The organism is Kitasatospora sp. NPDC047058 (genome assembly GCF_040643935.1).
Classification (GTDB): Bacteria; Actinomycetota; Actinomycetes; order Streptomycetales; family Streptomycetaceae; genus Kitasatospora.
In genome coordinates this window covers 1-24972 of sequence record NZ_JBEYVJ010000098.1, presented here as the reverse complement: position 1 = coordinate 24972, position 24972 = coordinate 1, and the positions used below count along the sequence as shown (strand labels likewise).

20 protein-coding genes are annotated in these 24972 nt (G+C 74.2%); 12 read left to right on the top strand and 8 right to left on the bottom strand.

The window, feature by feature from the left end:
- Positions 1-176: 176 nt before the first annotated feature.
- The 7 genes from ABZ885_RS17465 to ABZ885_RS17435 all read left to right on the top strand — a co-directional run bounded on the left by ABZ885_RS17465 (position 177) and on the right by ABZ885_RS17435 (position 11481).
- Complete coding sequence (locus ABZ885_RS17465; RefSeq protein WP_360188684.1) at positions 177-740, top strand: hypothetical protein; 564 nt, start codon at positions 177-179, stop codon at positions 738-740.
- Positions 737-5434: a hypothetical protein gene (locus ABZ885_RS17460; protein WP_360188681.1), complete on the top strand. Its 4698-nt coding sequence runs from the start codon at positions 737-739 to the stop codon at positions 5432-5434. Before ABZ885_RS17465 ends, ABZ885_RS17460 begins: the two co-directional genes overlap by 4 nt.
- 172 nt (positions 5435-5606) lie before the next feature.
- Positions 5607-6386 carry an IclR family transcriptional regulator C-terminal domain-containing protein gene (locus ABZ885_RS17455; RefSeq protein ID WP_360188679.1) on the top strand — a complete coding sequence of 260 codons (780 nt, stop codon included), beginning with the start codon at positions 5607-5609 and terminating at the stop codon, positions 6384-6386.
- Positions 6387-6617: 231 nt separating this feature from the next.
- Positions 6618-7532, top strand: a complete 915-nt coding sequence (locus ABZ885_RS17450; RefSeq protein WP_360188676.1) for a metal-dependent hydrolase — start codon at positions 6618-6620, stop codon at positions 7530-7532.
- A 198-nt stretch (positions 7533-7730) separates the two neighbouring features.
- A complete protein-coding gene (locus ABZ885_RS17445) occupies positions 7731-8819 on the top strand; it encodes a PDR/VanB family oxidoreductase (RefSeq protein ID WP_360188673.1) in 1089 nt (362 codons plus the stop codon).
- Between the two features lie 14 nt (positions 8820-8833).
- Entirely contained in the window at positions 8834-9751 is a 918-nt protein-coding gene (locus ABZ885_RS17440; protein WP_360188671.1) for a M24 family metallopeptidase, read from the top strand.
- Positions 9748-11481 carry an SDR family oxidoreductase gene (locus tag ABZ885_RS17435; RefSeq protein ID WP_360188669.1) on the top strand — a complete coding sequence of 578 codons (1734 nt, stop codon included), beginning with the start codon at positions 9748-9750 and terminating at the stop codon, positions 11479-11481. The genes ABZ885_RS17440 and ABZ885_RS17435 overlap by 4 nt, the downstream gene beginning before the upstream one ends.
- A gap of 32 nt (positions 11482-11513) precedes the next feature.
- Here the strand turns inward: ABZ885_RS17435 and ABZ885_RS17430 are convergent, their stop codons facing one another.
- Positions 11514-11951 carry a PIN domain-containing protein gene (locus ABZ885_RS17430; protein WP_360188667.1) on the bottom strand — a complete coding sequence of 146 codons (438 nt, stop codon included), beginning with the start codon at positions 11949-11951 and terminating at the stop codon, positions 11514-11516.
- Positions 11948-12226: a CopG family transcriptional regulator gene (locus ABZ885_RS17425; protein ID WP_360188665.1), complete on the bottom strand. Its 279-nt coding sequence runs from the start codon at positions 12224-12226 to the stop codon at positions 11948-11950. The genes ABZ885_RS17430 and ABZ885_RS17425 overlap by 4 nt, the downstream gene beginning before the upstream one ends.
- A gap of 118 nt (positions 12227-12344) precedes the next feature.
- Between ABZ885_RS17425 and ABZ885_RS17420 the strand changes: the two genes are divergently transcribed.
- Positions 12345-13259 (top strand): SDR family oxidoreductase, encoded by a 915-nt coding sequence (locus ABZ885_RS17420; protein WP_360188663.1) that lies wholly within the window; start codon positions 12345-12347, stop codon positions 13257-13259.
- Here ABZ885_RS17420 and ABZ885_RS17415 read toward each other — a convergent pair.
- Positions 13250-14332 (bottom strand): transcriptional regulator, encoded by a 1083-nt coding sequence (locus ABZ885_RS17415; protein ID WP_360188660.1) that lies wholly within the window; start codon positions 14330-14332, stop codon positions 13250-13252. The two genes, ABZ885_RS17420 and ABZ885_RS17415, sit on opposite strands and share 10 nt — an antisense overlap.
- 127 nt (positions 14333-14459) lie before the next feature.
- Here ABZ885_RS17415 and ABZ885_RS17410 point away from each other — a divergent pair, with 127 nt between their 5' ends.
- From ABZ885_RS17410 to ABZ885_RS17400, 3 genes are all read left to right on the top strand, one after another.
- Positions 14460-14663: a cold shock domain-containing protein gene (locus tag ABZ885_RS17410; RefSeq protein WP_360188657.1), complete on the top strand. Its 204-nt coding sequence runs from the start codon at positions 14460-14462 to the stop codon at positions 14661-14663.
- Positions 14664-14713: 50 nt separating this feature from the next.
- Complete coding sequence (locus ABZ885_RS17405; RefSeq protein WP_360188654.1) at positions 14714-15334, top strand: LysE family translocator; 621 nt, start codon at positions 14714-14716, stop codon at positions 15332-15334.
- Between the two features lie 142 nt (positions 15335-15476).
- A complete protein-coding gene (locus tag ABZ885_RS17400; RefSeq protein WP_360188651.1) occupies positions 15477-15770 on the top strand; it encodes a hypothetical protein in 294 nt (97 codons plus the stop codon).
- 55 nt (positions 15771-15825) lie between these two features.
- On the opposite strand, the gene ABZ885_RS17395 is transcribed toward ABZ885_RS17400, so the two are convergent.
- The 5 genes from ABZ885_RS17395 to ABZ885_RS17375 form a co-directional block, all read right to left on the bottom strand.
- Positions 15826-17142, bottom strand: a complete 1317-nt coding sequence (locus tag ABZ885_RS17395) for an XdhC/CoxI family protein (protein WP_360188649.1) — start codon at positions 17140-17142, stop codon at positions 15826-15828.
- 82 nt (positions 17143-17224) lie between these two features.
- Positions 17225-18706 (bottom strand): NCS2 family permease, encoded by a 1482-nt coding sequence (locus ABZ885_RS17390; protein ID WP_360188646.1) that lies wholly within the window; start codon positions 18704-18706, stop codon positions 17225-17227.
- Positions 18707-19129: 423 nt separating this feature from the next.
- Positions 19130-21502 (bottom strand): xanthine dehydrogenase subunit D, encoded by a 2373-nt coding sequence (gene pucD, locus ABZ885_RS17385; protein ID WP_360188643.1) that lies wholly within the window; start codon positions 21500-21502, stop codon positions 19130-19132.
- Entirely contained in the window at positions 21499-21987 is a 489-nt protein-coding gene (locus ABZ885_RS17380) for a (2Fe-2S)-binding protein (RefSeq protein ID WP_360188640.1), read from the bottom strand. The genes pucD and ABZ885_RS17380 overlap by 4 nt, the downstream gene beginning before the upstream one ends.
- Positions 21984-22871 carry an FAD binding domain-containing protein gene (locus ABZ885_RS17375; RefSeq protein ID WP_360188638.1) on the bottom strand — a complete coding sequence of 296 codons (888 nt, stop codon included), beginning with the start codon at positions 22869-22871 and terminating at the stop codon, positions 21984-21986. Before ABZ885_RS17375 ends, ABZ885_RS17380 begins: the two co-directional genes overlap by 4 nt.
- Positions 22872-23293: 422 nt before the next feature.
- On the opposite strand from ABZ885_RS17375, the gene ABZ885_RS17370 reads away from it, so the two are divergent.
- Positions 23294-24886, top strand: coding sequence for a helix-turn-helix domain-containing protein (locus ABZ885_RS17370; RefSeq protein WP_360188635.1), 1593 nt, complete (start codon positions 23294-23296; stop codon positions 24884-24886).
- The last annotated feature ends 86 nt before the right edge of the window (positions 24887-24972 follow it).

Genomic DNA, 24972 nt, shown 5'->3' with positions numbered 1-24972 from the left:
CTCCCCCCAGGGCAGTGGGGGAGGGGCCCGTCCGTCTTCTGCCGCCCGGCCCCGGCTGGCCTGGCCCGGCACGGCCGGCCGGGCGGCGGCGAATTCGTGCACGGACGCTGACCGGGAGCTGTCGGGCGAGTACGCTGACCGATCGTCAGAAATGCCGCCGGGCGGGGGGATCGATCATGCGGATCGTCGTCAGCGTCGAGGACGAGGGGCGGGGTGGCGGCGCCGACGGCGGCGCCCTCCGCGAACTCCACGAGCTGCGCGGGTGGCTGGCCGGGGAGCCCGCGCTGCGCGGTCGGGTGCTGCGGGCCGGCGGGGCGCCCGAGCCGGGCAGCATGGGGGCGGCCGCCGACGCGCTGGTCGCCCTGCTCGAACCGGGCGGTGTGGCAGCCGTGTTCGCGGGGGCGGTGGTCGCCTGGGTGCGGACCCGGCGGGTCGGCCACACCCTCACGATCACCCGGCCGGACGGCAGCCGGCTGAGCCTCTCCACCCGCCAGGTGAAGGGTTTGACGCCACAGCAGATCGCCGACCTGGTGCGCGAGTTGACCGCGGCGCTCGACCAGGCGCCGGACGGATCGCGGGCCCCGGGGTCGACGGTCACCGGTCCCGGTCCTGGGGCCGGCCCCGGTGCCGGCTCCGGTCCCGCAGGCACCGCCGTCGAACCTCCCGGCCCCGCAGGCCCCGGTGCGGGCGGCCCCGGTGCGGGCGGCCCCGGTGCGGGCGGTGACGGGGCCGCGCGGTGACCGCCCCGCCGGGCCGGCTGTTCGGGCCGGGTGCGCGGGCCGTTCTGATCGGGACCGCGGCCCACCGGGCGGGCTCGCTCCTGCAGCCGCTGCCCGCCGTCGAGTCCACCCTCGACGACGTCGAGACCGCCCTGCGCGAGCTCTGCGGGCTGGCCGCCGACGCGATCCACCGCCTGCCGCCCTACGCCACCGCCCCGGACGTGGTCGCGCTGGTCGAGCGACTGGCCGCCGAGGCCGAGGGCGTCCTGCTGCTCTACTACGTGGGCCACGGCATCCTGGGGCCCGGCAACGACCTCCACCTCGCCACCTGGTCCAGCGAGTCGGACGAGTCGATCGGCCACGCGGTCCCCTACGCGGTGCTGCGGGACCTCCTCGGCACCGCCCGCCACGGCAGCCTCGTCGTCCTGGACTGCTGCTACTCGGGCCGGGCCGCCGCCCCCGAGGGCGGCCCGGGCGACCCGGCCGTCCACGCCCGGCCGCAGGGCAGCGCCCTGCTCAGCTCGGCCTCCCGCTACGAGCTCGCCTTCGCGCCGCCGGGCCTGCCGCACACGCGGTTCAGCGGGCGGCTGCTCACCCTGCTCGCCGAGGGGGACCCGTCCGGTCCGCCGGACCTCACCCTGGACAGCCTCTACCGGGCCCTGGCAGGCCTGCCCTGGGACGGCGGCGCGGGCCCGCGCCTACAGAGCGACGGCGCCCTGGTCTCGGCCGTCCTCACCCGCAACCGGGCCTACCCCGAGCGGCCCGAGTGGCGGCCGCTGCCGCCGGCGCCCGCTCCCTGCCCGTACCCCGGCATGGGCGCGTTCAAGGCGGCGGAGGCGGCGTACTTCTTCGGCCGCGAGCGGTTCACCGAGCTGCTCCTCGCGGAGGTCGGCACGCCCGGCCGGCAGGACGCCGTCCTCGTCGTCGGCTCCTCCGGCGTCGGCAAGTCCTCGCTGCTTCGGGCCGGCCTGCTGGCCGCGCTGGGGGAGCGCCGGGCGGAGCGGCCCGAGGCCGTGCCGTGGCCGGCCCTGCTGCTGCCCGTGCCCGGCGAACACCCGCTGCACCTGCTCGCCGAACGGTGGGCCCAGGCCACCGGGCGGGCCCCCGACGACGTGCTCCGGGCGCTGTGGGCGGGGGAGTTCCCGCCGGCCCGGCCGGGGCACCGGGCCCCGCGGCTGCTGCTGGTGGACCAGTTGGAGGAGGTCTTCACCCGCTGCGAGGACAAGGCCGAGCGGGAGCACTTCCTCTCGCTGCTCGGCCCCGCCCGCCCGGCCCCGTCCGGGCCGCCGGCCGGACCGGCACCGTTCACCTCGCCCGCCGCCCCGGCCTCGCCCGACTCTCCGGCCCCGCCCCTACCGCCCGAGCGGCCGCTCGCCGTGCTGGCCGTCCAGGCCGACCACTACGGCCTCCTCACCGACCACCCCACCCTCTACGCGGCGGTGGAGCGCGGCGTGGTCAACCTCCCGCCGCTGACGCCCGCCGAACTGCGCGAGGCCATCGAACTCCCCGCCGCCCGCACGGGTCTGGGCCTGGAGCACGGCCTCACCGACCGGCTGCTGCACGACCTGCGGCACGGCCGGCAGGACCGCCCGTCCTCACCCGGCGCCGCCCTCCCCTTCCTGGCCCACGCCCTGCACGCCACCTGGCTGCACCGCAGCGGCCACGTCCTCACCCTCGCCGGCTACGAGAGCACCGGCGGCATCTGGCAGTCGGTCAGCAACAGTGCCCAGCGGCTCCACGACGAGCTGGACGAACGCCGCCGCGGCGTCCTGCGGGACATCCTGCTGCGCATGGTGCACATCGGCCCGCAGGACGCGGCCGTGCGCCGCCGGGCCGGCCTCGCGGAGCTGCTGGACGGGCACTCCACCGCCGAGCAGCAGGTGATCAGCGAGGTGCTGGACCGCCTCACCCACACCCGCCTGGTGGTGCGCGGCGGCGGCTTCGTCGAGATCAGCCACGAGGCGCTGCTCCGGGCCTGGGACCGACTCGACCAGTGGCTGCGCGAGTCCAGGGAGGAACTGCTGGCCCGCCAGCGCCTCTCCGGGCTGGTTGCGCGCTGGGTGGAGAGCCGGCGCCAGGACTCCTACCTGGTCGGCGGCGACCAGCTCGCCGCCCTGCGCGGGCGGACCGGCCCGGCCCGGTCCGCCCCGGCGGCGCGGATCACCCTCACCACCGTCGAGCTGGACTTCCTGCGGGCCTGCACCCGGCGGGAGCGGCGGCAGCGCCGGCGCAGGAGGTCCGCCGCCGTCGTGGCGGTCTCCCTCGTGCTGGCGCTGACGGGCGCGCTGGTCGTCGCCAGGATCCAGCGGGGCGTCGCCGACGAGCGGGCGGCGGAGGTCCGGTCGAAGCGGATCGCCGCGGTGGCGGACGCGCTGCGGCCCGACGACCCGGCGGCGGCACTGGAGATGAGCCTGGCGGCCTTCCGGACCGCCCCGACCGTCGAGGCGAGGTCCGCCCTGCTCCGGTCGGCGCTCACCCCGGTCCCGGCCGTCCTGGAGGGACACACCCAGACCGTCCTCAACCTCGCCTTCCAGCCCGGCGGCGCGACGCTCGCGAGCTCCTCGGCCGACCGCACCGTGCGGACCTGGGACGTCTCCGACCCGGTCCACCCGCACCCCCGGCAGACCCTGGCGGTGGACGGGAAGGCGACCATCGCCTGGCGTCCGGACGGCCGCCACCTGTTCGCCCAGGCCGGCCGGCAGCTCTACGTCTGGGACGTCTCCGACCCGGACCACGCGCGGGAGGTCGCGCGGGTGACGGCCGCCGATTCGGGCCTGGCCCACGGCTCGGCGATCAGCCCGGACGGGCGGCTGCTCGCCGTGGCCACCGACCGTGGCCTGGTGCTCTGGGACGTCACCGACCCGGGCCGGCCGGCCGGCGGGCTGGTGCCCGGACCGGACGGCGGGGCGCCGCTGGACTGCGTCGCCTTCCACCCGGACGGCCGGACCCTGGCGGCGGGACTGAGCGACGGGGACCTCCGGCTGTGGAAGGTCCCCGACCGCCACGGTGCCGCACCGGGGGCGCTGATCACCGACGCCTTCGCGCTCTCGGTCGCGATCAGTCCGGACGGCCGCACGCTGGCCGCCGGCGGCGCGGACGACGTGAAGGCCTGGAACATCACCGACCCCGAGCACCCGGAGAAGGCTCTGGGCCCGTTCAGCCTGCCCGCCGCGACCCCCGCGCTGTCCTTCCGGGGGGACGGCCACTACCTGGCCGGCGCCGGCTGGGACGGCCACGTGCGGGTCTTCTCCGTCGGGCCGGACGACAGCGACCTCGGGAGCCCGGACGAGCTTCCGTCGGAGGACCGCGGGGCGGCCAGCCCCCGGCCCGACCTCGCCACCCTGAAACCCGGGGACGAGCCCCCGCTGCCGCCGCACGCGGTGCAGGCGGTCGCCTACCGGCCGGACAACCGGGGCCTCGCGGCGGGCCGTTCCGACGGCGGCATCCGCCTCTGGAGCCCGCTGCGGCGCTCGGTGCCGGACACCGCGGCGCAGCGCGGGGTGGTCTCGGGTTCGATGCTCTCCGCGGACGGCGCCTACTACGTGGGCACCGACGTGTCGTCCGGCACCGCCCGGATCTGGCTGATCAGGGACCCGGACAAGGCCCCGTCCCTGGCGGCCACCCTGCCGGAGCCGTGGTCCCGGGCGCGTTTCCTGCCCGGACGGGAGGCGCTGATCAGCCAGGACCGCGGGGGGACGAGGCTGAAGCTCTGGGGTTTCGCCGGCGGAGTGCTCACACCGGGCCAGGAGTTCGAGCAGGCGGCCGGCGAGGACGCGGGCTCGGCGGGCTTCGCGCTCGCCCCCGACGGGAACCGCCTGCTGCTGCACCGGGCGGCCGTCGGCGAGGCGGCGCTCTGGAACATCGAGCGGTTGGACCGCGCCGAGCAGGAGGGGACGATCCCCGGGGCCGGCCCGCAGGCCGTTCCGTCGTTCACCGGACCGCGGTCGGCGGCGCTGCTGCTGCCCCGGCAGGCGCAGTTCTGGGACTTCGCCGACCCGCGCCACCCGGTCCGCACCGCCGTGGTGGACGAGCCGCCGCAGTCGCTCTACCGCACGGCCGGCGACTGGCTGCTGGTCACCGCGCCACTGCTGCAGACGGACCCGGGGCGGCAGACGATCGGCGAGCCGCTCATCCGGCTCTGGTCCCCGGGCGGCCCGGACGGCGCCCGGGCGCTGGGGACGACGACGGCGGACGGCCAGGTCAGCGCGCTGCTCGGCGACCACCTGCTCGCCGTGGTCAGCGAGCGGGGCCGGCCCGTGCTGATGCGGCTGCCGGAGCTGCGCCCGGTGGTGCTGCAGGGCGGCCTGACCGCCCTGTCCGGGCTGGAGGCGGTCCCGAAGACCGGCCGGCTGGTGGGCTGGAAGACGGCGGACGGCGGCGGGCTGGCGGTCTGGCGCGCGCCGTCGGCGTCCGAGGAGGGCGGTGCGGGGGCCGAACTCCTGGCCTCCGCCGAGCGGTTGAAGGACTACGCGCGGATCGACCTGAGGCGCCTCTCGGTGCTGGCGGTCGGCCCGACGGACGGCGCCATGCTGCTGGACTTCGACTCCGACCTGCTGCGCGCGCTGGACGTGGGCGTGCTGCTGGTGCCGACCGGCCTGGACGACGAGCTGCCGAAGGCGCTCTGCGCCGCGCTGCCGGGGCGGATGGGCGAGGCGAAGTGGCGGGAGTTGCTGCCCGGCACCGACTACGCCGAGCCCTGCCCGCCGGCCTCCTGAGACGCGCAGGCGGTGCGGGTGTGCGCTCCGGCGGCGATTGGAGGCATATGCCGGTCAAGCCCGTTCACGATACCTGCACCAATATCCTCGGACGGCAACTGCCGGGCCCCCGGGGTGGATAGGCTGGACAAGCCCGGGATCGCTCCCCGGGCGGACATCGGAAGGGGACGACATGTCGACACCAGCCCCGGGTCGTCACGCCGCACTGGACGCGGGCATGCCCGGTCCGTTCACCTCCTTGCAGCACGCCCTGAGACTCCTGGAGGCCGTCGACCGGCACCCCGGCGGTGCCACCCTGGTCTCCCTCGCACGGGAGACGTCCCTGAGCCTGCCGACGGTTCGCCGGCTCGCCGAGATTCTGGAGATCGAGGGCTATCTCCAGTGCCAGGACGGCGGTTGGGTGCTCGGCGGCACCTTCGCCCTGCTCGGCCAGCAGAACCGGGAGCAGCTGGTCCGTGCCCGACTGGACCGCAAACTCGCCGAACTGCGTGACGAGTTGGGCGCGGCGGTGTACTTCAGCCGGTACCACGACGGCGAGTTGTCGGTGGAGGCGGTCGCCGCGGGCGAGCACGCGCCGGCGGTGCAGGAGTGGGTGGACTTCCGGGCCACCGCGCACGCGAGCGCGATCGGCAAGTGCCTGCTCAGCCAGCTCGACTACGACGCCCGCCGGGACCACCTGTCCCGGCACCCGGTGGCCCGGCTCACCTCGCGCACCATCACCGACGCCGACCAGCTGATGCACCGCCTGGAGCGCCAGCCGGCCACCGTGCCGGTGCTGGACATCCAGGAGTACGCGCTCGGCACCGTCTGCGCGGCCGTCCCGGTGACGGCGGGCAGCACGGTCGGCTGCCTGGCCACCTCGATGCCGGTGGACAACGTGCACCGGCTGAAGGCGGCCGCCGAGCTGCTGGCCGCCAGCGCCGCGCCGCTGATGCTCGCCATGGCGGTCTGACCGCCGCCGGGGCCCGACGCCCCGCCGAAGCCCCGCCCGGGATTCGGCGGGGCTTCCGCGTTTCCGGGTGTGCCGTCTTTCCGGGGTGCCGGGTTTGACGGGCTGTCCGGCGGTGCACATCACTTATTAGACTCGATGTCGATAAGGGTCGCCGAAACCCTTGTCGCGGCAGCTACCCGCGAGTACGTTTCCCTGAGCCGAGCCGCCACCCGCAGGTCAGGAGGGCCTCCCATGTCCCACAGCACCCCCGTTCCCGCCGTCGCCGCCCCCGCCTCGCGGGTGCACGACGCCCTGGTCCTGGAACCCCGCGACGTGCGCTTCGACTGGGCCCGGCTGCCGCTGCACTGGATCCCGGACGAGCCGATGGCCACCCACGTCATCAACGTCCTCCACCTGCTCCTGCCCGAGGGGGAGCGCTGGTTCGTCAAGGTGTTCAAGGAGGCGCTGCCGCTGATCCGGGACGAGCAGCTGCGCGAGGAGGTGCTCGGTTTCATCGGGCAGGAGGCCATCCATGCCGAGGCGCACCAGGAGGTGCTGGACCACCTGCTCGGCCAGGGCCTCGACCCGCGCCCCTACGTCCGGCAGGTCTCCTGGCTGTTCCGCCGGGTGCTCGGCGACAAGCCCGGTCTGACGCCCGCCCAGCGGCGCGAGAACATCATCGAACGGGTCGCCTTCGTCGCGGCGATCGAGCACTTCACCGCGTTCCTCGGCAACTGGGCGCTCAACTCCCCGGGCCTGGACCGGGCCAAGGCCGACCCGACGATGCTGGACCTGCTGCGCTGGCACGGCGCCGAGGAGGTCGAGCACCGCAGCGTCGCCTTCGACCTGATGGTCCACCTCGACCCGGGGTACCTGCGCCGGATCCGCGGCATGGCCGTCTCCGGCCCGCTGCTGGTGCACCTCTGGGTGCGCGGCGCCCGCTTCCTGCTGGCCGCCGACCCGACCCTGGACGGCCGGCTCAGGCCCACCTGGCGCGAGGCCGGCCGGATCGCCAAGCGCGGCCTGCTGCCCGACCCGGTCAAGTCGCTCCGCTCCGGACTGCGGTACCTGCGGCCCGGCTACCACCCGACCCAGGAGGGCTCCTCCAGCCAGGCCCTCGGCTACCTCGCGGGCTCCCCGGCCGCCCGCGCCGCCGCCACCCACTGACGGCCGGACAGGTGACGGAGAAGCAGCTCGCAGCTCGCAGCTCGCAGCTCACGGTTCACGGCGAACAGCTGACAGCGAACAGATTTCATCAGTTGAAATCTGTTCGCTGAAAGTTGAACGCTGAAAGTTGTCAGCTGTCATCCGTCAGCCGTTCCCCGCCCGACCGCCAGCCGCCGCCCCCGACCGAAGGAACGCCGCATGGACCTGGACATCCCGCCGCCCGACCTCTACGGCCGCCCCCGCGCCGACCGGTTCATGCAGCGCCTCACCGCCTTCGGCGACCGCTACTCCCCGGCGCTCGGTGGCCCGCTGCTGCGCCGCAGCCCTCGCCGCCCGCCGAGCCGGCCCGTCCCGGCGCTGCAACTGGTCGTCACCGCCCGCCGCCAGGTCGCCGCCGACGCCGTCGAACTGCGGCTCGCGGACCCGTCCGGCGGCCCCCTCCCGGCCTGGCAGCCCGGCGCACACCTGCGGCTCGCGCTCCCCTCCGGCCGCGAGCGCCACTACTCGCTCTGCGGCGACCCGGCCGACCGCACCGGCTACCGGATCGCCGTGCGCCGGCTTGCCGGGGGAGGCGGCGGCTCGGTCGAGATCCACGACACCCTGCACCCCGGCAGCCGGCTCACCGCCCGCCGCCCGCGCAACGGCTTCGCGTTCTGCGCCGAGCCGGCCGTCCTGCTGCTGGCCGGCGGCATCGGCGTCACCCCGCTGCTCCCGATGGCCCGCGAGGCCCAGCGGCACGGCCTGGACTGGCGGCTCGTCCAGGTCGGACGCACCGCCGACACCCTCCCGTACACGGACGAGCTGCGCGCCCTGGACCCGCGCCGGGTCCACCTGCGCACCGACGACGAGCACGGCGGCGTGCCGACCGGCGCCGAGCTGCTCGCGCACGCCCCGCAGGGGGCCGCCGTCTACTGCTGCGGCCCGGCCCCGATGCTGGCCGCCGTCCAGCGGGCGCTGGACGACTCGCCCGCCGCCTCGCTGCACTTCGAGCGCTTCGGTGCCGCGCCGGTCACCGGCGGCGAGCCGTTCACCGTCCGCCTCGGCGCGGACGGTCCGCTGCTGGACGTCCCCGCCGACCGGTCCGCCCTGGACGTGCTCCGGGAGGCCCGCCCCGACCTGCCGTACTCCTGCCACCAGGGGTTCTGCGGCACCTGCGAGGTCCGCCTGCTGGCCGGCCACCCCGACCACCGCGACCGCCGTCTCACCCCCGAGCAGCGCGCCGCCGGCGCCCTGCTGCCCTGTGTCTCCCGGGCCGCCGAGGGCGAGACCCTCGTCCTGGACGTGTAAAGGAGAGCACCGCCGTGTCCCGCACCCCCGCCTTCCCGTTCACCGAGCACGACCTCGCCCGGTTCCGGGAGACCCAGCAACTCGCCTACCACTGCGCCGAACAGGTCGCCGCCTGGATCGAACCGGGCGTCTCCGAGCGGCAGGCCACCGCCAAGCTGCGCCGGTGCCTCGTCGCCGCCGGCGTGCAGGACTTCTTCCACGTCCCGTTCGCCTGGTTCGGCGACCGGACGGCGTTCCGGCACTTCCACACCCCGCTCCAGTTCTTCGCCGGCGGCCGCCGCCTGGAGGAGGGCATGCCGTACGTGCTGGACTGCGCGCCGGTCGTGGACGGCTACACCGCCGACATCGGGTACGGCGGCAAGGTCGGCGAGAACCCGGTCTGGGACCGGCTCGCCGAGGACCTGCGGGTCTACCGCGAGCTGATCCTCGCCGAGGTCCGCGCCCGCAAGCCGCTGAACGAGGTGTACGCGGCCGTCGACGCGCAGATCGAGCTGCACGGCTACGACAACCGCCACCGGGTCTACCCGGGCCGGGTGATCGGCCACCAGGTGACCCGGATGACCGCCCGCGGACCGGCCGGGGTCAACCTGTTCGGCTTCGGGGTGCGTACACTCCAGACCCTCGGCCGCGAGCTGATCAGCGAACGCCTGCACGGCCGCTCGCCGCTCTGGGCGGACGGCCGGTCGTCCCGGCACGCGCCGACCCCGGGCCTGTGGGCGGTGGAGCCGCACATCGGGTTCCGGGACGTCGGCATCAAGTTCGAGGAGCTGCTCGTGGTCACCGAGGACGACGCGTACTGGCTCGACGACGACCTGCCGCACGTCCGCCGCTGGACCGCGGCCACCACCGCGACGCCGGCCACCACCAACGATCCCGTCGCAGCCGCGACCGCCGCACCCACCGAGGCGACCGCCCAGGAGGCGACCCGATGACGACCCCCCGGACGACCACCCGCCGCCGGACCGTCACCTCCGGCGGCCTGCCGCTCGCCGTCTTCGAGGACGGCGACCCCACCGCCCCCACCGTCCTCCTGGTGCACGGCTACCCCGACACCCACGTCGTCTGGGACGACGTCGCCGACGACCTCGCCCGCGACCACCACGTCGTCCGCTACGACGTGCGCGGCGCCGGCGAGTCCGGCGCCCCGGCCACGCGCGACGGCTACCGGCTTGAGCACCTCGCCGCCGACCTGTTCGCGGTCGCCGACGCCGTCAGCCCCGACCGCCCCGTGCACGTGGTCGCCCACGACTGGGGCTCGCTGCAGTCCTGGGAGGCCGTCACCACCCCGGGCGCCGAGGACCGGCTCGCCTCCTACACCACCATGTCCGGGCCCTGCCTCGACCACATGGGCTTCTGGCTGCGCGACCGCTACCGCCGCCCCACCCCGCGCCACCTGCGGCAGCTGCTCTCCCAGGGCGTGCACTCCTGGTACATCACCGCCTTCCACCTGCCCTACCTCGCCCCCGGCATCTGGCGGCTCGGGCTGGCCCGCGCCTGGGGCCGGGTGCTGCGCGACCTCGAGGAGGTCACCCCGCGCGCCGGCCACCCGCAGCCCACCCTGCGGCGGGACGCGGTGCGCGGCATCGAGCTGTACCGGGCCAACATGCGGCCCGCGCTGCGCCGTCCGCGCGAGCGGCCCACCAAGGTGCCGGTCCAGCTGATCACCCTGACCAAGGACCACTACGTCGGCGGGTTCCTCTCGGAGGGCCTGGAGCGCTGGGTGCCCGACCTGACCCGCCGCTCGCTGCACGCCACCCACTGGTCCGCCCTGCTGGAGAAGGGACCCACCGTGGCCGGTCTGGTCCGCGAGTTCACCACCGCCGTCGACGCCGGGCGGAACGCCGGCCGGGACCGCCCCGGCGAGCTGGTCGTCGTCACCGGCGGCGGCAGCGGCATCGGCCGGGCCACCGCGCTGGCCTTCGCCGAACAGGGCGCCCGGGTCGTGGTGTGCGACCTCGACCTCGACGCGGCCCGGCGCACCGCCGAACTCGCCGGCCTGATCGGCCCGCGGGCCCACGCCTACCGGGTGGACGTCAGCGACGGCGCCGCCGTGGACGCCTTCGCCGAGACGGTCGCGGCCGAGCACGGCGTCCCCGACGTGGTGGTCAACAACGCCGGCATCGGCCACTCGGGGACGTTCCTGCAGACCACCGAGAAGGAGTGGCAGCGCGTCCTGGACATCAACCTGTGGGGCGTCATCCACGGCTGCCGTGCCTTCGGCACCCTGATGGCCGACCGCGGCGCCGGCGGGCACATCGTCAACCTCGCCTCGGCCGCCGCCTACCTGCCGTCCAAGGCGCTCACCGCCTACGCGACCAGCAAGGCCGCCGTCTTCATGCTCTCCGACTGCCTGCGGGCCGAGCTGGCGGGCCACGGCATCGGCGTCTCCACCATCTGCCCGGGCATCGTCAACACCAACATCACCCGCACCTCGACCTTCTCCGCCACCAGCGCCGCCGAACAGGCCGCCAAGCAGGCCCGCGCCGCCCGGCTCTACGCCCGCCGCGGCTTCCCGCCCGAGCGGGTCGCGACCGCGATCGTGCAGGCCGTCCGCACCGGCAGGCCCGTCGTCCCGGTCACCCCCGAGGCCAAGGCCGCCCGCTTCCTCAGCCGCCTCTCCCCGGGCCTCCTCCGCCTCGCCGCCCGCCTCAACGTGACCTGAGCGCCGAGGGTCCTGCCCGGCGACCGCTCGGCTCAGAGGTCGTCGGGCAGAATGCGGAAGGCCTTGTGTGTGCTCAGCGGCCGGACGGCCCGGAAGTCGCGCTGGTCGAGCGTCAGTACTGCGTTGGTGCGGAACTCGGCCGCCAAAACGACATTGACTGCGTCCGCAAGGTCGAGGCCGAGGCCCCGGTGGCGGACACGGACGGCCTGGGCGGCGTCGAGGGTGTCAGCGGTGATCTCCGGCAGCACAGCGCGGCCGGCCCTGACCCGGCGCCGGATGTCGTCCGTCGCCGTCATGGCGGCCTCGAACCCGAGGATCCTTCGTGCCAGATGGTCGAGTTCGCTCAGCAGTACCGGTGAGACGACCAGCAGACCTGCCGCGTCCAGTACGTCGCGGGCCGCGGGACGGGCCGGGTGTGACCTGTCGAGCGCCGCCAGCAGGCCTGAGGTGTCGGCGACGACCACGATCATGCGGCGCCCCGTCCGTGCTCCTCGTCGGCGACGCTCCGCTTGGTCCGCTCGTACGCCTGCACCTTGTCGGCCCAGACGTCGCCCTCGGTGGCCTCGCCGATCGGCTGGTAATCGGCACTGAAGAACGGTTCTTCCCAGGTGCGCCTGGACACCGCGGCCAGGTGAATTGCCTCCCGGATGATCTCAGCCTCCGCTATCCCCTCACGAGCGGCTGCCTCCTTGATCACCGCAAGGTCCTCGGCTTCGACATAGACCGTCGTGCGCTTGAGAGTCATGAACGTATGGTACCGGCGCCATACGTCTGATGGGCGGACTTCTGGAATCCCGACAGGAGGTGTCGGGATTCCACGGCAGCATCGTCGTTGTCAGCACAGACGCGAGGAAGGACGAGGCATGGCACAGCCGCTCAAGGGCAAGGTCGCACTGGTGGCGGGGGCGACGCGGGGGGCCGGGCGGGGGATCGCGGTGCAGCTGGGGGCGGCGGGGGCGACGGTCTACGCCACCGGACGCAGCGCCGGCGGGCACCGGTCGGAGTACGGCCGGGCGGAGACGCTGGAGGAGACGGCGGCCCTGGTGACCGCGGCCGGCGGGCGGGGCATCGCGGTGCGGGCCGACCACCTGGTGCCCGCCGAGGTGGCGGCGGTCGCCCAGCGGATCGAGGCCGAGCAGGGCGGGCTGGACGTCCTGGTGAACGACATCTGGGGCGGCGAGCAGCTGTTCGAGTGGGAGGTCCCGGTCTGGGAGCACGACCTCGACAACGGGCTGCGGCTGCTGCGCCTCGCCGTCGAGACGCACGCGATCACCAGCCACCACCTGCTGCCGCTGCTGCTGCGCCGGCCGGGCGGGCTGGTGGTGGAGCTGACCGACGGCACCGCCGAGTACAACGCGACCCGCTACCGGAACTCCTTCTTCTACGACCTCGCCAAGTCCTCGGTGCTGCGGATGGCCTTCGCCCTGGGGCACGAGCTCGGTCCGCGCGGGGCGACCGCGGTGGCGCTCACGCCCGGCTGGATGCGGTCGGAGATGATGCTGGAGCACTTCGGCGTCACCGAGGAGACCTGGCGGGAGGCGACCGTGCGGGAACCGCAGTTCGGCATCTCGGAGTCGCCCGCGTACGTCGGCCGCGCGGTGGTCGCGCTGGCCGCCGACCCCGAACGCGCCCGCTGGAACGGGAAGTCGGCCTCCAGCGGAGGCCTGGCCGGTGAGTACGGGTTCACCGACCTCGACGGCAGCCGCCCGGACGCGTGGCGCTACCTGGTCGACGTGGAGCAGGCCGACGGCCCGCTCGACCCGGCCGGCTACCGCTGAGTCCCGGGCCCCTGATTCCCGGGCCCCTGATTCCCGGGCTGCCGGGTCCCGGGCTGGCGAGTCCCGGGCCACTGCCCCGGCGGGCCGCCGTACAGCGCGGCCGTCCGGGCCGCCGCCTGCGCCAACCGCCGCCGTAGCTCCGGTGGTTCGAGCAGCTCGGCCTCGGGGCCGAGCCGCAGCAGCTCGTCGTAGGCGACCTCCGCCGACTCCACCGGGAGCCGGACGGTGACCCAGCCGTCGCCGTCCGGCTCCCCGGCGGTCGCGAGCGCCTGCCGGGCTGCGGTCGGCTCCAGCAGGTGGGGGAGCCGGACGGCGCCGAGCGGGCTGAGCCGCACCAGGACCTCCTCCCGCAGCAGCGAGCGGGCGAACTCGGCGGCCTTGGCCTCCCAGTACGCGGCGAGGTCGAACCCCTCGTTCCGTTCGAACCGCCGCTCCAGCGGCTCGGCGGCCTCCAGCCGGTCCACCCGGTACACGCGGGCACCCTCCGCCCCCGTCGCCGCGGCCGCCCCCACCACACCGTCCGGCCGGGCCACCAGGTACCAGGCGCCCGCCTTCAGCACCAACCCGTACGGCTGCAACGTCCGTTCGGCGGCGGCCCGCCCGCTCCGCCGGTAGCGGACCCACAGCAGCCGCTCGCCCCAGACGGCCCGGGAGACCTCGGTGAGCAGCGGCGGCGCGGGCGCGGTGCGGAACCAGCCGGGCGCGTCCAGGTGGAACCGCCGCACGCCGGCCGCGGGCGCCTCGCCGAGTTCGGTCAGCACCTTCAGCCGGGCGGCCAGCGCCGGCCCGTCCAGCCCCATGTCGCCCAGCGGGCCGGGCAGTCCGGCGAGCAGCAGCACCTCGGCCTCGGCGCGGTCCAGCCCGGTCAGCCGGGTGCGGTAGCCGTCCAGCAGCCGGTAGCCGCCGGCCCGCCCGCGGTCGGCGTACACCGGCACCCCGGCCTCGGCCAGCGCCAGCACGTCCCGCTGGACGGTGCGCTCGGACACCTCCAGCTCCGCGGCCAGCTCGGTCCCGGTCATGCTCCGCCGGGCCTGGAGCAGCAACAGCAGCGCAATCGCGCGCGCCGCCCGCATCGGCAACAACCTCCCTCGTCATCCCGAGTCCCGATCCTAGGGCGCGCCGTTGCCGGGGGCGGCCGGTCGTCTGTTACCCAGGAGGTCCAGGGGGGTCCATCACCCAGCGGAAGCGAAGGAGCACCCCATGGCCAACGGCACCGTGCAGTCCTACCACGTGAACCACGGCTACGGCCTGATCACGCCCGACGAGGAGGGGCCCGCGCTGTACGTGTACTTCGACTCGATCGTCGGCGGGGAGGACCGGGTGCTCACCGAGGGCCAGCGGGTGGAGTACGACCCGACCGAGCAGGAAGGCCGCTGGGTCGCGGAACGCGTACGCCCGCTGTAGTAGGCGACCGCACGCGACCCCCCCGGCAGCCGCCCGTACGATCAGGGGCCATGGAGATGACGACCGCGTTGTGGTCCTTCGCCCTCGTCGTGGGGCTGCTCACCCTCACCCCCGGGCTCGACACCGCCCTCGTGCTGCGCACCTCGGCGCTCGGGCACCGGCGGCAGGCGTGGGGCGTGGTGCTCGGCATCCAGACCGGCACGCTGATCTGGGGCACCCTCACCTCGGCCGGGGTGACGGCGCTGCTGACCGCCTCCCAGGTGGCGTACGAGGTGGTGCGCTGGGCCGGGGCCGCCTACCTGGTCTGGCTGGGCGTCGGCATGCTGCGCAGCCGTGGCGGCGGGGCCGAGCCGGAGGAGGGGCCGGCCGACGGCGGCCTGGTGTACGGCTGGCGGCGCGGCACGCTGACCAACCTGCTCAACCCCAAGGTCGGCGTCTTCTACGTGGCCGTGCTGCCGCAGTTCATCCCCGCCGGCGCCCCGCACTTCGCCGCCGGCGTGGCGCTGACCTGCGTCCACGTGGTGGAGGGGCTGCTCTGGTCGGTGGTGCTGGTGGGGTTCGCCCAGGCGGTGCGCGGCTGGCTGCGCCGGCCGGCCGCGCGCCGGCTGCTGGACCGGGTGACCGGTGCGGTGGTGGTGGGCTTCGGGCTGAAGCTGGCGCTCTCGGACTGAATCCCGGAACCGGGTCCGGGAGCCGCGGGGTCACCCGCCCGGGGGCGCTGGGCTGGCCGGCGGACCGGGCCGGGGGCTGCATGGGAGGCGGAGGCAGAGGCGGAGACGAAGACGACGGACCCCGACCGGGCAGGAGCATCCCATGGCGATCATCGCGGCGTTCGACTTCCCGGAGGTCACCCGGGCGCAGTACGAGGAGGCCGTGGACCGGCTGACCGGCGGGGCCGGGCTGAACGCGCCGTCGGACTGGCCGGTGCGCGGGCTGGTCCTGCACGCGGCGGGCCCGACGCCGGACGGCGGCTGGCACGTGACGGACGTCTGGGAGTCCCGGGAGGCGTTCGAGCACTTCGCGGCGGTGCTGATGCCGATCCTCCAGGAGGTCGGCATCCCGACCGCCCCGCCGCTGATCTGCGAGGCCTACAACGTCGTGACCTGAGCCGCCGCACCGTCATCCGGCCGCCCGCCCGCCGCACAACCGTCCGGCCACACCGTCAGGCGGCGTGCGGTCGCGGCTCCCCGGCGCCGACGGCCGCCCCGACGGCCGCCCCGACGGCTTCCCTGACGGCCACCCCGGCCGTCTCCCCGGTGGACCTGTCCGCCGCCGCGTCCCCGGCCCGCGCCAGGTCGTGGTGGATCGGCCCGTCGCCGGCGCTCAGCGGCAGGCAGCTGCCGCCGCGCCGGTGGGCGACGATCTCGGCGGCGACCGAGACGGCGGTCTCCTCGGGCGTGCGGGCGCCGAGGTCGAGGCCGATCGGCGAGCGCAGCCGGCCGATCTCGGCCGCGGTGAGCCCGACCTCGTGCAGGCGGGCCAGCCGGTCGCGGTGGGTGCGGCGCGAGCCCATCGCGCCGACGTAGCCGACCGGCAGCCGCAGTGCCCGCTCCAGCAGCGGGATGTCGAACTTGGCGTCGTGGGTGAGCACGCAGAGCACGGTGCGGCCGTCGATCCGGTCGAGCTGGGAGTCCAGGTAGCGGTGCGGCCAGTCGACCACGACCTGGTCGGCCTCCGGGAAGCGCCGTTCGGTGGCGAAGACGGGGCGGGCGTCGCAGACGGTGACGTGGTAGCCGAGGAACTTGCCGATCCGCACCACGGCGGCGGCGAAGTCGATCGCGCCGAACACCAGCATCCGCGGCGCGGGCACGTACGACTCGACGAAGCAGGTGACGGTGCCCTGCTCCTGGTCGTCGCAGGGGCGGCCGTCCAGGCCGAGGACGATCCGGCCGGTGCGGCCGGCGTCCAGCATGGCCCGGGCCTCGGCGACGATCGCACGCTCCAGCGCGAACAGGAGGTGTCGCGCAGGGCGCGTCGTCGGAAGGGCGGCGGTGGGAGACGGGTGGGCCGTGGTCGGGGCGGGGGAGAGGGCGCCGTGGTGGGTGTCGGCGGTGACGGCGACGGTGGCGCCGACCAGCCCGCCGGGGCCGGCGATCACCCGGGCGAGGGCCACGGGGGTGCCGGAGGCGATGTAGGTGATGCCCGCGTCCAGCGCGGGGTCGGCCCCGGGGACGACCGGCTGGACGAAGACGTCCAGGATGCCGCCGCAGGTCAGGCCGACCGCGAAGGCGTCCTCGTCGCTGTAGCCGAAGCGTTCGAGCACCGGCTCGCCCGACTCGATGGCGGCCCGGCAGAGCTCGTACACGGCCCCCTCGACGCAGCCGCCGGAGACGCTGCCGATCGCCTCGCCGGCCGTGTCGACGGCGAGCGCGGCGCCCGGGTCGCGCGGCGCGCTGCCGGAGACCCCGACCACCGTGGCCACGGCGAAGGAGCGCCCGGACGCGTGCCAGGCCTGCAGCTGCTCGGCGATGTCCTGCATGTCGGGGGGCTCCTTACACCTCGGGGGGACGGAACGGGAGGGGCCGCCGTACGGGAAACGATCCCGTACGGCGGCGGTGCTGCTAGTGCACGCCCAGCCAGGACTTGATCGGGGTGAGCGCGAAGTAGACCACGAAGACGGCGGTCAGGATCCACATCAGCGGGCCGGGCTCGCGCCACTTGCCCTGGCCGGCCTTGATCACGGTGTACGAGATGACACCGGCGGCCACACCGGCGGTGATGCTGTAGGTGAACGGCATCAGGACGCAGGTGAGGAAGGCCGGGATGGCGACCTCGCGGTCGGACCAGTCGATGTGCCGGGCCTGGCTCATCATCATCGAGCCGATGACGACGAGGGCGGCGGAGGCGACCTCGACCGGGACGATCGCGGCGACCGGCGAGAAGAACAGCATCAGGGCGAAGAGGCCGCCGGTGACGGCGGAGGCGAGGCCGGTCCGGGCGCCGTCGCCGACGCCGGTGGCGGACTCGACGAAGACGGTCTGGCCCGAGGCACCGGACAGGCCGCCGACCGCGCCGCCGGCGCCGTCGATGAACAGGGCCTTGGACAGGCCCGGCATCCGGCCCTGCTTGTCGGCCAGGCCCGCCTCGGTGCCGACGCCGATGATGGTGGCCATCGCGTCGAAGAAGCCGGCCAGGACGAGGGTGAAGACCGCGACCGAGGCGCTGATCGCGCCCATGCCCCTGCCGCCGAAGGCGCCGAACAGGTCGACGTCGCCGAAGAGGTGGAAGTCGGGGGCGGAGACCGGGCTGCCCGGCCAGACCGGGGCGGCGCTCTTCCACGCGTCGGCGGGGACGTGGGCGACCTTGTTGACGATCACCGCGACCACGGTGCCGGCGGCGATGCCGATCAGGATCGCGCCGCGGACGTTGCGGGCCATCAGCACGAAGATGGTCAGCAGGGTGAGGCAGAAGATCAGGACCGGCCAGCCGGACAGCTCGCCGAAGGCGCCGAGCGAGAGCGGGGTGGGCCCGCCGGTGTGCACGAAGCCGGCCTTGTAGAGGCCGATGATCGTCACGAAGAGGCCGATGCCGATGGTGATCGCGTGCTTGAGCGGCAGCGGTATGCCGTTCATGATCTTCTCGCGGAGGCCGGAGACGACCAGGAGCACGATCAGCAGGCCGTAGATGACGCACAGGCCCATGGCCTGTGGCCAGGTGGTGTGCGGCACGACCAGGGCGGAGACGGCCCCGGAGACGGAGAGGCCCGCGGCGAGGGCGAGCGGGACGTTGCCGATGACGCCCATCAGGATGGTGGTGACGGCGGCCGCCAGTGCGGTGGCGGTGGTCAGCGCGGAGTGGTCCAGCTTCGCGCCGGTGACGTCGGCCCCGCTCAGGATGATCGGGTTGAGCAGGATGATGTACGCCATCGCCATGAAGGTGGTGAGACCACCACGCAGTTCGTTGGCGAGCGTCGATCCCCGGGCGGAGATCTTGAAGTACGCGTCCAGCGCGTTCTTCGAAGGAGTCGCCGGGACCGACGTGGGGGTGTCGTCCTCGGCGGGTCTGTCTTCAGTGGTGCCGGGCTCCGTGGGGATCCTGGTCATGTCCACTCCCAAGTGTCAAAGGGGGTTGGGGTGGGCGAGCCGACCTGACAGCCAGTCAACGAAGTTGGCAGAGGGGGACGATTCGACTCACGGGATGCACTCTGTGGCAGTGCTGCGGTGCTGCTGGTGATGTCCCCGGCCGGCGGCCGGGTGAGGGTGGTGCGCACCGCTGCAGAACCCCGGCGTGGGAGAGGCAGCGGGATGGTGGTGCGTTCGCGTTGCTTCGGGTGGTGCCGCATGTGGTGCTCGTTCACTGCTGGTGGTGCTGGTTCAGTGCTGGTGGTGGTGCCGGTTCACTGCTGGGTGGGGTGTGTTCACTGTGGGTGGTGCTGCCCCGGGGCGGCGGGGCTGTGCTCGCTGTTCCCCTCGCTTGCGCTCGGAGAAGACTGTCGCCGCCCCGGGGAGGTGTGCGGAGGTCCGGGGCTAGAGCGCCCCGGGGGCCTCGGTGGTCAGGTGCTCGGGCCGGACCGGGATCCGGTTGAGCGCCAGGCCGGTGGCGTTGCGGATGGCGGCCACGATCGACGGCGTCGCCGAGACGGTCGGGGCCTCGCCGACCCCGCGCAGCCCGTAAGGGGCGTGGGGGTCGGGCAGTTCGAGGACGTCCACCGGGATCGGCGGGGTGTCCAGGATGGTGGGGATCAGGTAGTCGGTGAAGGAGGCGTTGCGCACCTTCCCGTCCTTGACGATGATCTCCTCCATCACGGCCAGGCCGAGCGCCTGGGTGCAGCCGCCCTGGATCTGGCCGACCACGGAGAGCGGGTTCAGCGCCTTGCCGACGTCCTGGGCGGCGGTCAGCTCGACCACCTTGACGAGGCCCAGCTCGACGTCCACGTCGACCACCGCGCGGTTGGCGCAGAAGGTGTACTGGACGTGGCCGAAGCCCTGCCCGGTCTCCTTGTCGAACGGGACGGTCGGGCGGTGGTGGTGCTCGCGGGTGAGGTCGATCGCCTCGTCGCCGAGCAGGTCCACCATGGAGACCAGCGCGCCGGCGGACTCGGAGACCACCTTGCCGCCGACCAGCGACAGGTCGTTCTGGGCCCAGCCGTAGCGGCGGCGGCCCTTCTCGATCAGCGCCTGCTTGACCGCCTCGGCGGCGAGCTTCACCGCGCCGCCGGTCATGTAGGTCTGCCGCGAGGCGGACGTCGAACCGGCCGAGCCGACCTCGGTGTTGGCCGGGTGGATGGTGACCTGCTCGACGCCCAGCTCGGTGCGGGCGATCTGGGCGTGCACGGTGACGCCGCCCTGGCCGACCTCCGCCATCGCGGTGTGCACCATGGCGACCGGCTCGCCGCCGATCACCTCCAGGCGCACCCGGGCGGTGGAGTAGTCGTCGAAGCCCTCGGAGAAGCCGACGTTCTTGATGCCGACCGAGTAGCCGATGCCGCGCACGATGCCCTCGCCGTGCGAGGTGTTGGAGAGCGCGCCGGGGATCTGGCGCACGTCCAGGTGCTCGGTGTCCAGCGGCGGCGGGAGCGGCATGTCCTTGACCCGCTGCAGCAGTTCGGCGACCGGGGCGGGCGAGTCGATCTGCTGGCCGGTGGGCATGAAGTCGCCCTCGGCCATCGCGTTGAGCTGGCGGAACTCGACCGGGTCGATGCCCAGCTCGGCGGCGAGGCGGTCCATCTGCGTCTCGTAGCCGAACGCGGCCTGGACGGCGCCGAAGCCGCGCATCGCGCCGCAGGACGGGTTGTTGCTGTAGAGCGCGATGGCGTGCATCCTGACGTTCGGGATCACGTACGGGCCGTGTCCGAGCGAGGCCGCGTTGCCGACCACGGCGGGCGAGGCGGAGGCGTACGCGCCGCCGTCCAGCACGATCCGGGCGTCGGCGAAGACCAGCTTGCCGTCGCGGGTGGCGCCGTGCTCGTAGGTCATCTTCGCCGGGTGGCGGTGCACGTGGCCGAAGAAGGACTCGTCACGGGCGTAGACGATCTTGACCGGCTTGCCGGTGTGCTGGGCCAGCAGGCAGGCGTGGATCTGCATCGAGAGGTCCTCGCGGCCGCCGAAGGCGCCGCCGACGCCGGCCAGCGTGAGCCGGACCTTCTCCTCCGGCAGGGCCAGCACGGGTGCCATCTGCTGGCGGTCCACGTGCAGCCACTGGGTGGCGATGTAGAGGTCGATGCCGCCGTCCTCGGCCGGCACGGCCAGGCCGGACTCCGGGCCGAGGAAGGCCTGGTCCTGCATGCCGACCTCGTAGCTGCCCTTGACGATGACGTCCGCCATCGCCCGCACCTCGTCGGTCACGCCGAGGCCGGAGACCAGCTTCTGCTCGTGGCAGATGTTGCCGTACCCGTGCGACTTGTACTCGTGCGGCTCGTGCACGTAGCCGTGGGTCTCCGGGTCGAGGCACTGCTCCTCGGTGACGATCGGGGTGAGCACCTCGTACTCGACCTTGATCTTCTTCACCGCGCGGCGGGCCGTCTCCGGGTGGTCGGCCGCGACCAGCGCGATCGCCTCACCGTGGTAGCGGACCTTGTCGATGGCCAGGGCCGGCTGGTCCTGGATCTCCAGGCCGTAGTACTTCGAGCCCGGGATGTCCTGGTGGGTGAGCACGGCGTACACGCCCGGCACCTTGAGGGCATCCGAGATGTCCACGCTGAGGATGTTCGCGCGGGGGTGCGGCGAGCGCAGCGCCATACCCCAGAGCATGTCCTCGTGCCACATGTCGGACGAGTATGCGAACTCGCCCTTGACCTTCAGGTTGCCGTCCGGCCGCAGCGGCGAGCCGCCGATGCCGTCCTTGCTGGCCTGGTTGATGTTCTGGAGGTTCTTCTGGCCCTGGATCGTGCGAGTACTCATTCGGCGACCGCCTTACCAGCGCACTTGCGGGCGGAGGCGAGCCGCACCGCGTCCATGATCTTCTCGTAGCCCGTGCAGCGGCAGAGGTTGCCCGACAGCGCCTCGCGGATGTCGTTGTCGCTCGGCTGGGCGTCGTTCTCCAGCAGGGCGTCGGTCTGCACCAGCAGGCCGGGGGTGCAGAAGCCGCACTGGACGGCGCCGGCGTCGATGAACGCCTGCTGGACGAGGCCCAGCTCGCCGTTCTCCTCGGTCAGGCCCTCGACGGTGCGGACCTCGCGGTCCTGCACCTGGCCGGCCGCGACCAGGCAGGAGCAGACCGGCACGCCGTCCAGGTAGACCGTGCAGGAGCCGCATTCGCCCTGCTCACAGGCGTTCTTCGAACCCGGGAGGCCGACCCGCTCGCGCAGGACGTAGAGCAGGCTCTCGCCCTCCCACACGTCGTCGGCCTCGACCGGCTTGCCGTTGGCGGTGAAAGTGACCCTCATGCCGCGCTCCTGATCTGCTTGCTGTAGTCGTTCCAACACCAGGTGAGGGTGCGGCGGGCCATCACGGCCAGCGAGTGCCGGCGGTAGTCGGCGGTCCCGCGGACGTCGTCGATGGGGGAGGCCGCGGCCTTCACCAGCTCGCCGAACCGCTGGATCACCTCGGCGCCCAGCAGCTCGCCGGACTCCCAGAGGCCCCGCTCGGCGAGCACGCCCTGGAGGTACTCCTCGGCCTCGACGGCGCGGCGCGGCGTGGGGGCAGCCGAACCGATACCGGTGCCGACGGTGCCGTTCTTCGGGTGAAGGGCGAAACCGAAGGCGCAGACCGCGATCACCATGGCGTTGCGGGTGCCGATCTTCGAGAACTGCTGCGGGCCGTCCGCGACCGGGATGTGCACGGCCCGGATCAGCTCGTCGGCCTCCAGGCTGTTCCGCTTCACCCCGACGTAGAACTCGTCGATGGGGATCATCCGGGTGCCGCGCACCGAGCCCGCCTCGACGAACACGTCGCGGCCGGCCGCCAGCAGCGCGGGGTGCGCGTCGCCGGCCGGGGAGGCGCCGCCGAGGTTCCCGCCGACGCCGCCGCGGTTGCGGATCTGCGGCGAGCCGACGGTGTGGGCCGCCAGGGCCAGGCCGGGCAGCGGCCCGGACAGCTCGTCGATGATCCGGGTGTACGGGACCGAGGCGCCGAGCCTGACGACGTCACCGTCGTTCGACCAGTCGGTGAGCTCGGTGATGCGGTTCAGATCGAGAATCGCGGATGGCCGGTGCACGTCGAAGTTCATCTCGACCATGACGTCCGTGCCACCTGAGATGGGCAGCGCGGTCGGGTACTCAGCCTTCGCCGCGAGTGCCTCGTCCCAGGTGGCGGGCCGAAGGAACTCCATGCGGGTGTCTCCTCAAGTCGTTGCCGGCCAGACGGTGGGCACAGTGCCCGCTTCCGGTGTTCGGACGGTGCTACTGCTTCTTCGCCTTCGCGTTGCGTCCTGGTCACCCGGGTGTGTCCGGCGGCTTGTGGCCCAGTGAACCGCTGTGACGGGGCCCACTGGGAGTCACCGATGGCATGAAGCCCCGGCTGTGGTCCCGCCCGGCATCCTGTACGTTCCTCTAAGGCGGACAATGTCGCAGCCCAGCTGTTCCCAGGGCGCTACCTACGACCGTAATCCGGCCGTGATTCCCAAGCTACGGGCCCGTGATCCGGGCACCCCCCGGTACGTAACACCGAGCACAGATGTTCGGGCACACTGTCTCCCCGGACCGATCGCTCGGGCCCCTCACCCTCACCCCCCAGCCCGATAGGAGTCCCCGGATGCGTGTCCGTGACCTGCTCGCCCCCGGAGCCCCGCGACTGCGACTGCTCGCGGCCGAGGAAGAGCTGGACCGGCAGGTCAGCGGTGTCATGACCACGGACCTGCACGATCCCGGCCGGTACCTGCACGGCGGCGAGCTGGTGCTCACCGGCATGCTCTGGCGCACCGGCCCGGCCGACTCCGAGCGGTTCGTGCGCACCATCGTGGCCGGCGGCGCCGTCGCCCTGGCGGCCGGCGAGGCCGAGGTCGGCCCCGTCCCCGACGACCTGGTCGAGGCCTGCCGGCGCCACCGGATGCCCCTGTTGGCCGTACCCGACGACATCGCTTTCGGGACCGTCACCGAGTTCATCGGCCGGCAGGTCTCCGCCGACCGCGCGGCCGACCTCGCCGCCCTGGTCGACCGCCACCGCCTGCTGGTCTCCGCGGCCGGCGGCGGCGGCCTGGACGCCGTCCTCGACCTGCTCGGCGGCGACCTCGACCTCGACTGCTGGGTGCTCACCCCCACCGGCGCGGTGATCGCCGGGCCGGCCGACCGGCTCTCCGCCGAGGACCGCGACCAGCTGGTCCGCGCCCACCTCGGCGCCCAGCGCCAGCGCCGCCGCCCGCCGCACCGGGCCCGGCTGCTCACCGGCTCCTACTCGCTGCTGCCCGCCGCGGCCGACCCCGACGCCGAGGCGCCGCTCGCCGACTGGGTGCTCGCGGTGGCCGGCGACGTCACCGAGTGGACCGGCAAGCGCCAGCAGCTCGCCGAGAACCTCGCCCGGCTGGTCGCCGCCGAGCGGCACCGCCGGGACGAGAGCCGCCGGCTGCGCCGCCGCCTCGCCGACGAGGTGCTCGCCCTGCTGCAGCGCGACGCCGACCCGGCCGAGATCAGCCGCACCCTGTACGCCTCCTCGGCGATGGCCGCCCGCTACGAGAGCCCCGAACCCAGGCCGCAGGCGCCGGACGGCTCCTGGCTGGTGCTCAGCGCCGAGGGCACCGGCCTGCCCGAGGGCGCGGTGCGGTCGGTCCTGGAGGAGGCGCTGGGCGGGACCACCGACCGCGCCCTGGTCGCCGGGGCCGGCACCGGGGCCGTCGTGGTGCTGCCCGCGCTGGACACCGCGGTGCCCGCCGACACCCTGCGCGAGCTGCTCGCCCCGCTGGAGGCCGGCCTCGGCTCGGAGGGGCGGATCACCCTCGGCGTCTCCGCCCCCGCCTCCGAGGCGGGCGGCCTGCGCGGCGCCCTGGAGGAGGCCCGGCACGCCCGCCGGATCGCCGGCGCCCGGGTCGGCCGGGTCTGCGTGGCCGGACCGGAGGAGCTGGCCTCGCACGTGCTGCTGCTGGCGGCCGTCCCGGACGAGGTCCGCCGCGCCTTCCGCAGCCGGCTGCTGGACAAGGTGATCGCGTACGACATCGAGCACCAGGCGGACCTGGTCCGCACCCTGGAGGCGTTCCTGCGCTCGGACGGCTCGTGGACCCGCTGCGCCGCCCAGCTGCACGTGCACGTCAACACGCTGCGCTACCGGATCGGCCGGATCGAGGAGCTGACCGGCCGTGACCTGTCCCGGCTGGAGGACCGGGTGGACTTCTACCTGGCCCTGGAACTGGCCTGACGGACCGCCGGCCGGGCCCGCGCCCCCTCGGGGCCGCCTGTGTCGCCGGAACGGAAGGGGGCCCCCGCCGCGACTGCTCGCCGGCG

Bases quoted from the DNA above. Each gene is read 5' to 3' on its own strand.
- pucD (WP_360188643.1), bottom strand. From the start codon at position 21,502: ATGAGTACTCGCACGATCCAGGGCCAGAAGAACCTCCAGAACATCAAC.
- ABZ885_RS17405 (WP_360188654.1), top strand. From the start codon at position 14,714: ATGGAGATGACGACCGCGTTGTGGTCCTTCGCCCTCGTCGTGGGGCTG.
- ABZ885_RS17455 (WP_360188679.1), top strand. From the start codon at position 5,607: ATGTCGACACCAGCCCCGGGTCGTCACGCCGCACTGGACGCGGGCATG.
- ABZ885_RS17425 (WP_360188665.1), bottom strand. From the start codon at position 12,226: ATGACTCTCAAGCGCACGACGGTCTATGTCGAAGCCGAGGACCTTGCG.
- ABZ885_RS17395 (WP_360188649.1), bottom strand. From the start codon at position 17,142: ATGCAGGACATCGCCGAGCAGCTGCAGGCCTGGCACGCGTCCGGGCGC.
- ABZ885_RS17370 (WP_360188635.1), top strand. From the start codon at position 23,294: ATGCGTGTCCGTGACCTGCTCGCCCCCGGAGCCCCGCGACTGCGACTG.
- ABZ885_RS17375 (WP_360188638.1), bottom strand. From the start codon at position 22,871: ATGGAGTTCCTTCGGCCCGCCACCTGGGACGAGGCACTCGCGGCGAAG.
- ABZ885_RS17390 (WP_360188646.1), bottom strand. From the start codon at position 18,706: ATGACCAGGATCCCCACGGAGCCCGGCACCACTGAAGACAGACCCGCC.
- ABZ885_RS17420 (WP_360188663.1), top strand. From the start codon at position 12,345: ATGGCACAGCCGCTCAAGGGCAAGGTCGCACTGGTGGCGGGGGCGACG.
- ABZ885_RS17465 (WP_360188684.1), top strand. From the start codon at position 177: ATGCGGATCGTCGTCAGCGTCGAGGACGAGGGGCGGGGTGGCGGCGCC.
- ABZ885_RS17415 (WP_360188660.1), bottom strand. From the start codon at position 14,332: ATGCGGGCGGCGCGCGCGATTGCGCTGCTGTTGCTGCTCCAGGCCCGG.
- ABZ885_RS17430 (WP_360188667.1), bottom strand. From the start codon at position 11,951: ATGATCGTGGTCGTCGCCGACACCTCAGGCCTGCTGGCGGCGCTCGAC.
- ABZ885_RS17400 (WP_360188651.1), top strand. From the start codon at position 15,477: ATGGCGATCATCGCGGCGTTCGACTTCCCGGAGGTCACCCGGGCGCAG.
- ABZ885_RS17410 (WP_360188657.1), top strand. From the start codon at position 14,460: ATGGCCAACGGCACCGTGCAGTCCTACCACGTGAACCACGGCTACGGC.
- ABZ885_RS17450 (WP_360188676.1), top strand. From the start codon at position 6,618: ATGTCCCACAGCACCCCCGTTCCCGCCGTCGCCGCCCCCGCCTCGCGG.
- ABZ885_RS17445 (WP_360188673.1), top strand. From the start codon at position 7,731: ATGGACCTGGACATCCCGCCGCCCGACCTCTACGGCCGCCCCCGCGCC.
- ABZ885_RS17435 (WP_360188669.1), top strand. From the start codon at position 9,748: ATGACGACCCCCCGGACGACCACCCGCCGCCGGACCGTCACCTCCGGC.
- ABZ885_RS17380 (WP_360188640.1), bottom strand. From the start codon at position 21,987: ATGAGGGTCACTTTCACCGCCAACGGCAAGCCGGTCGAGGCCGACGAC.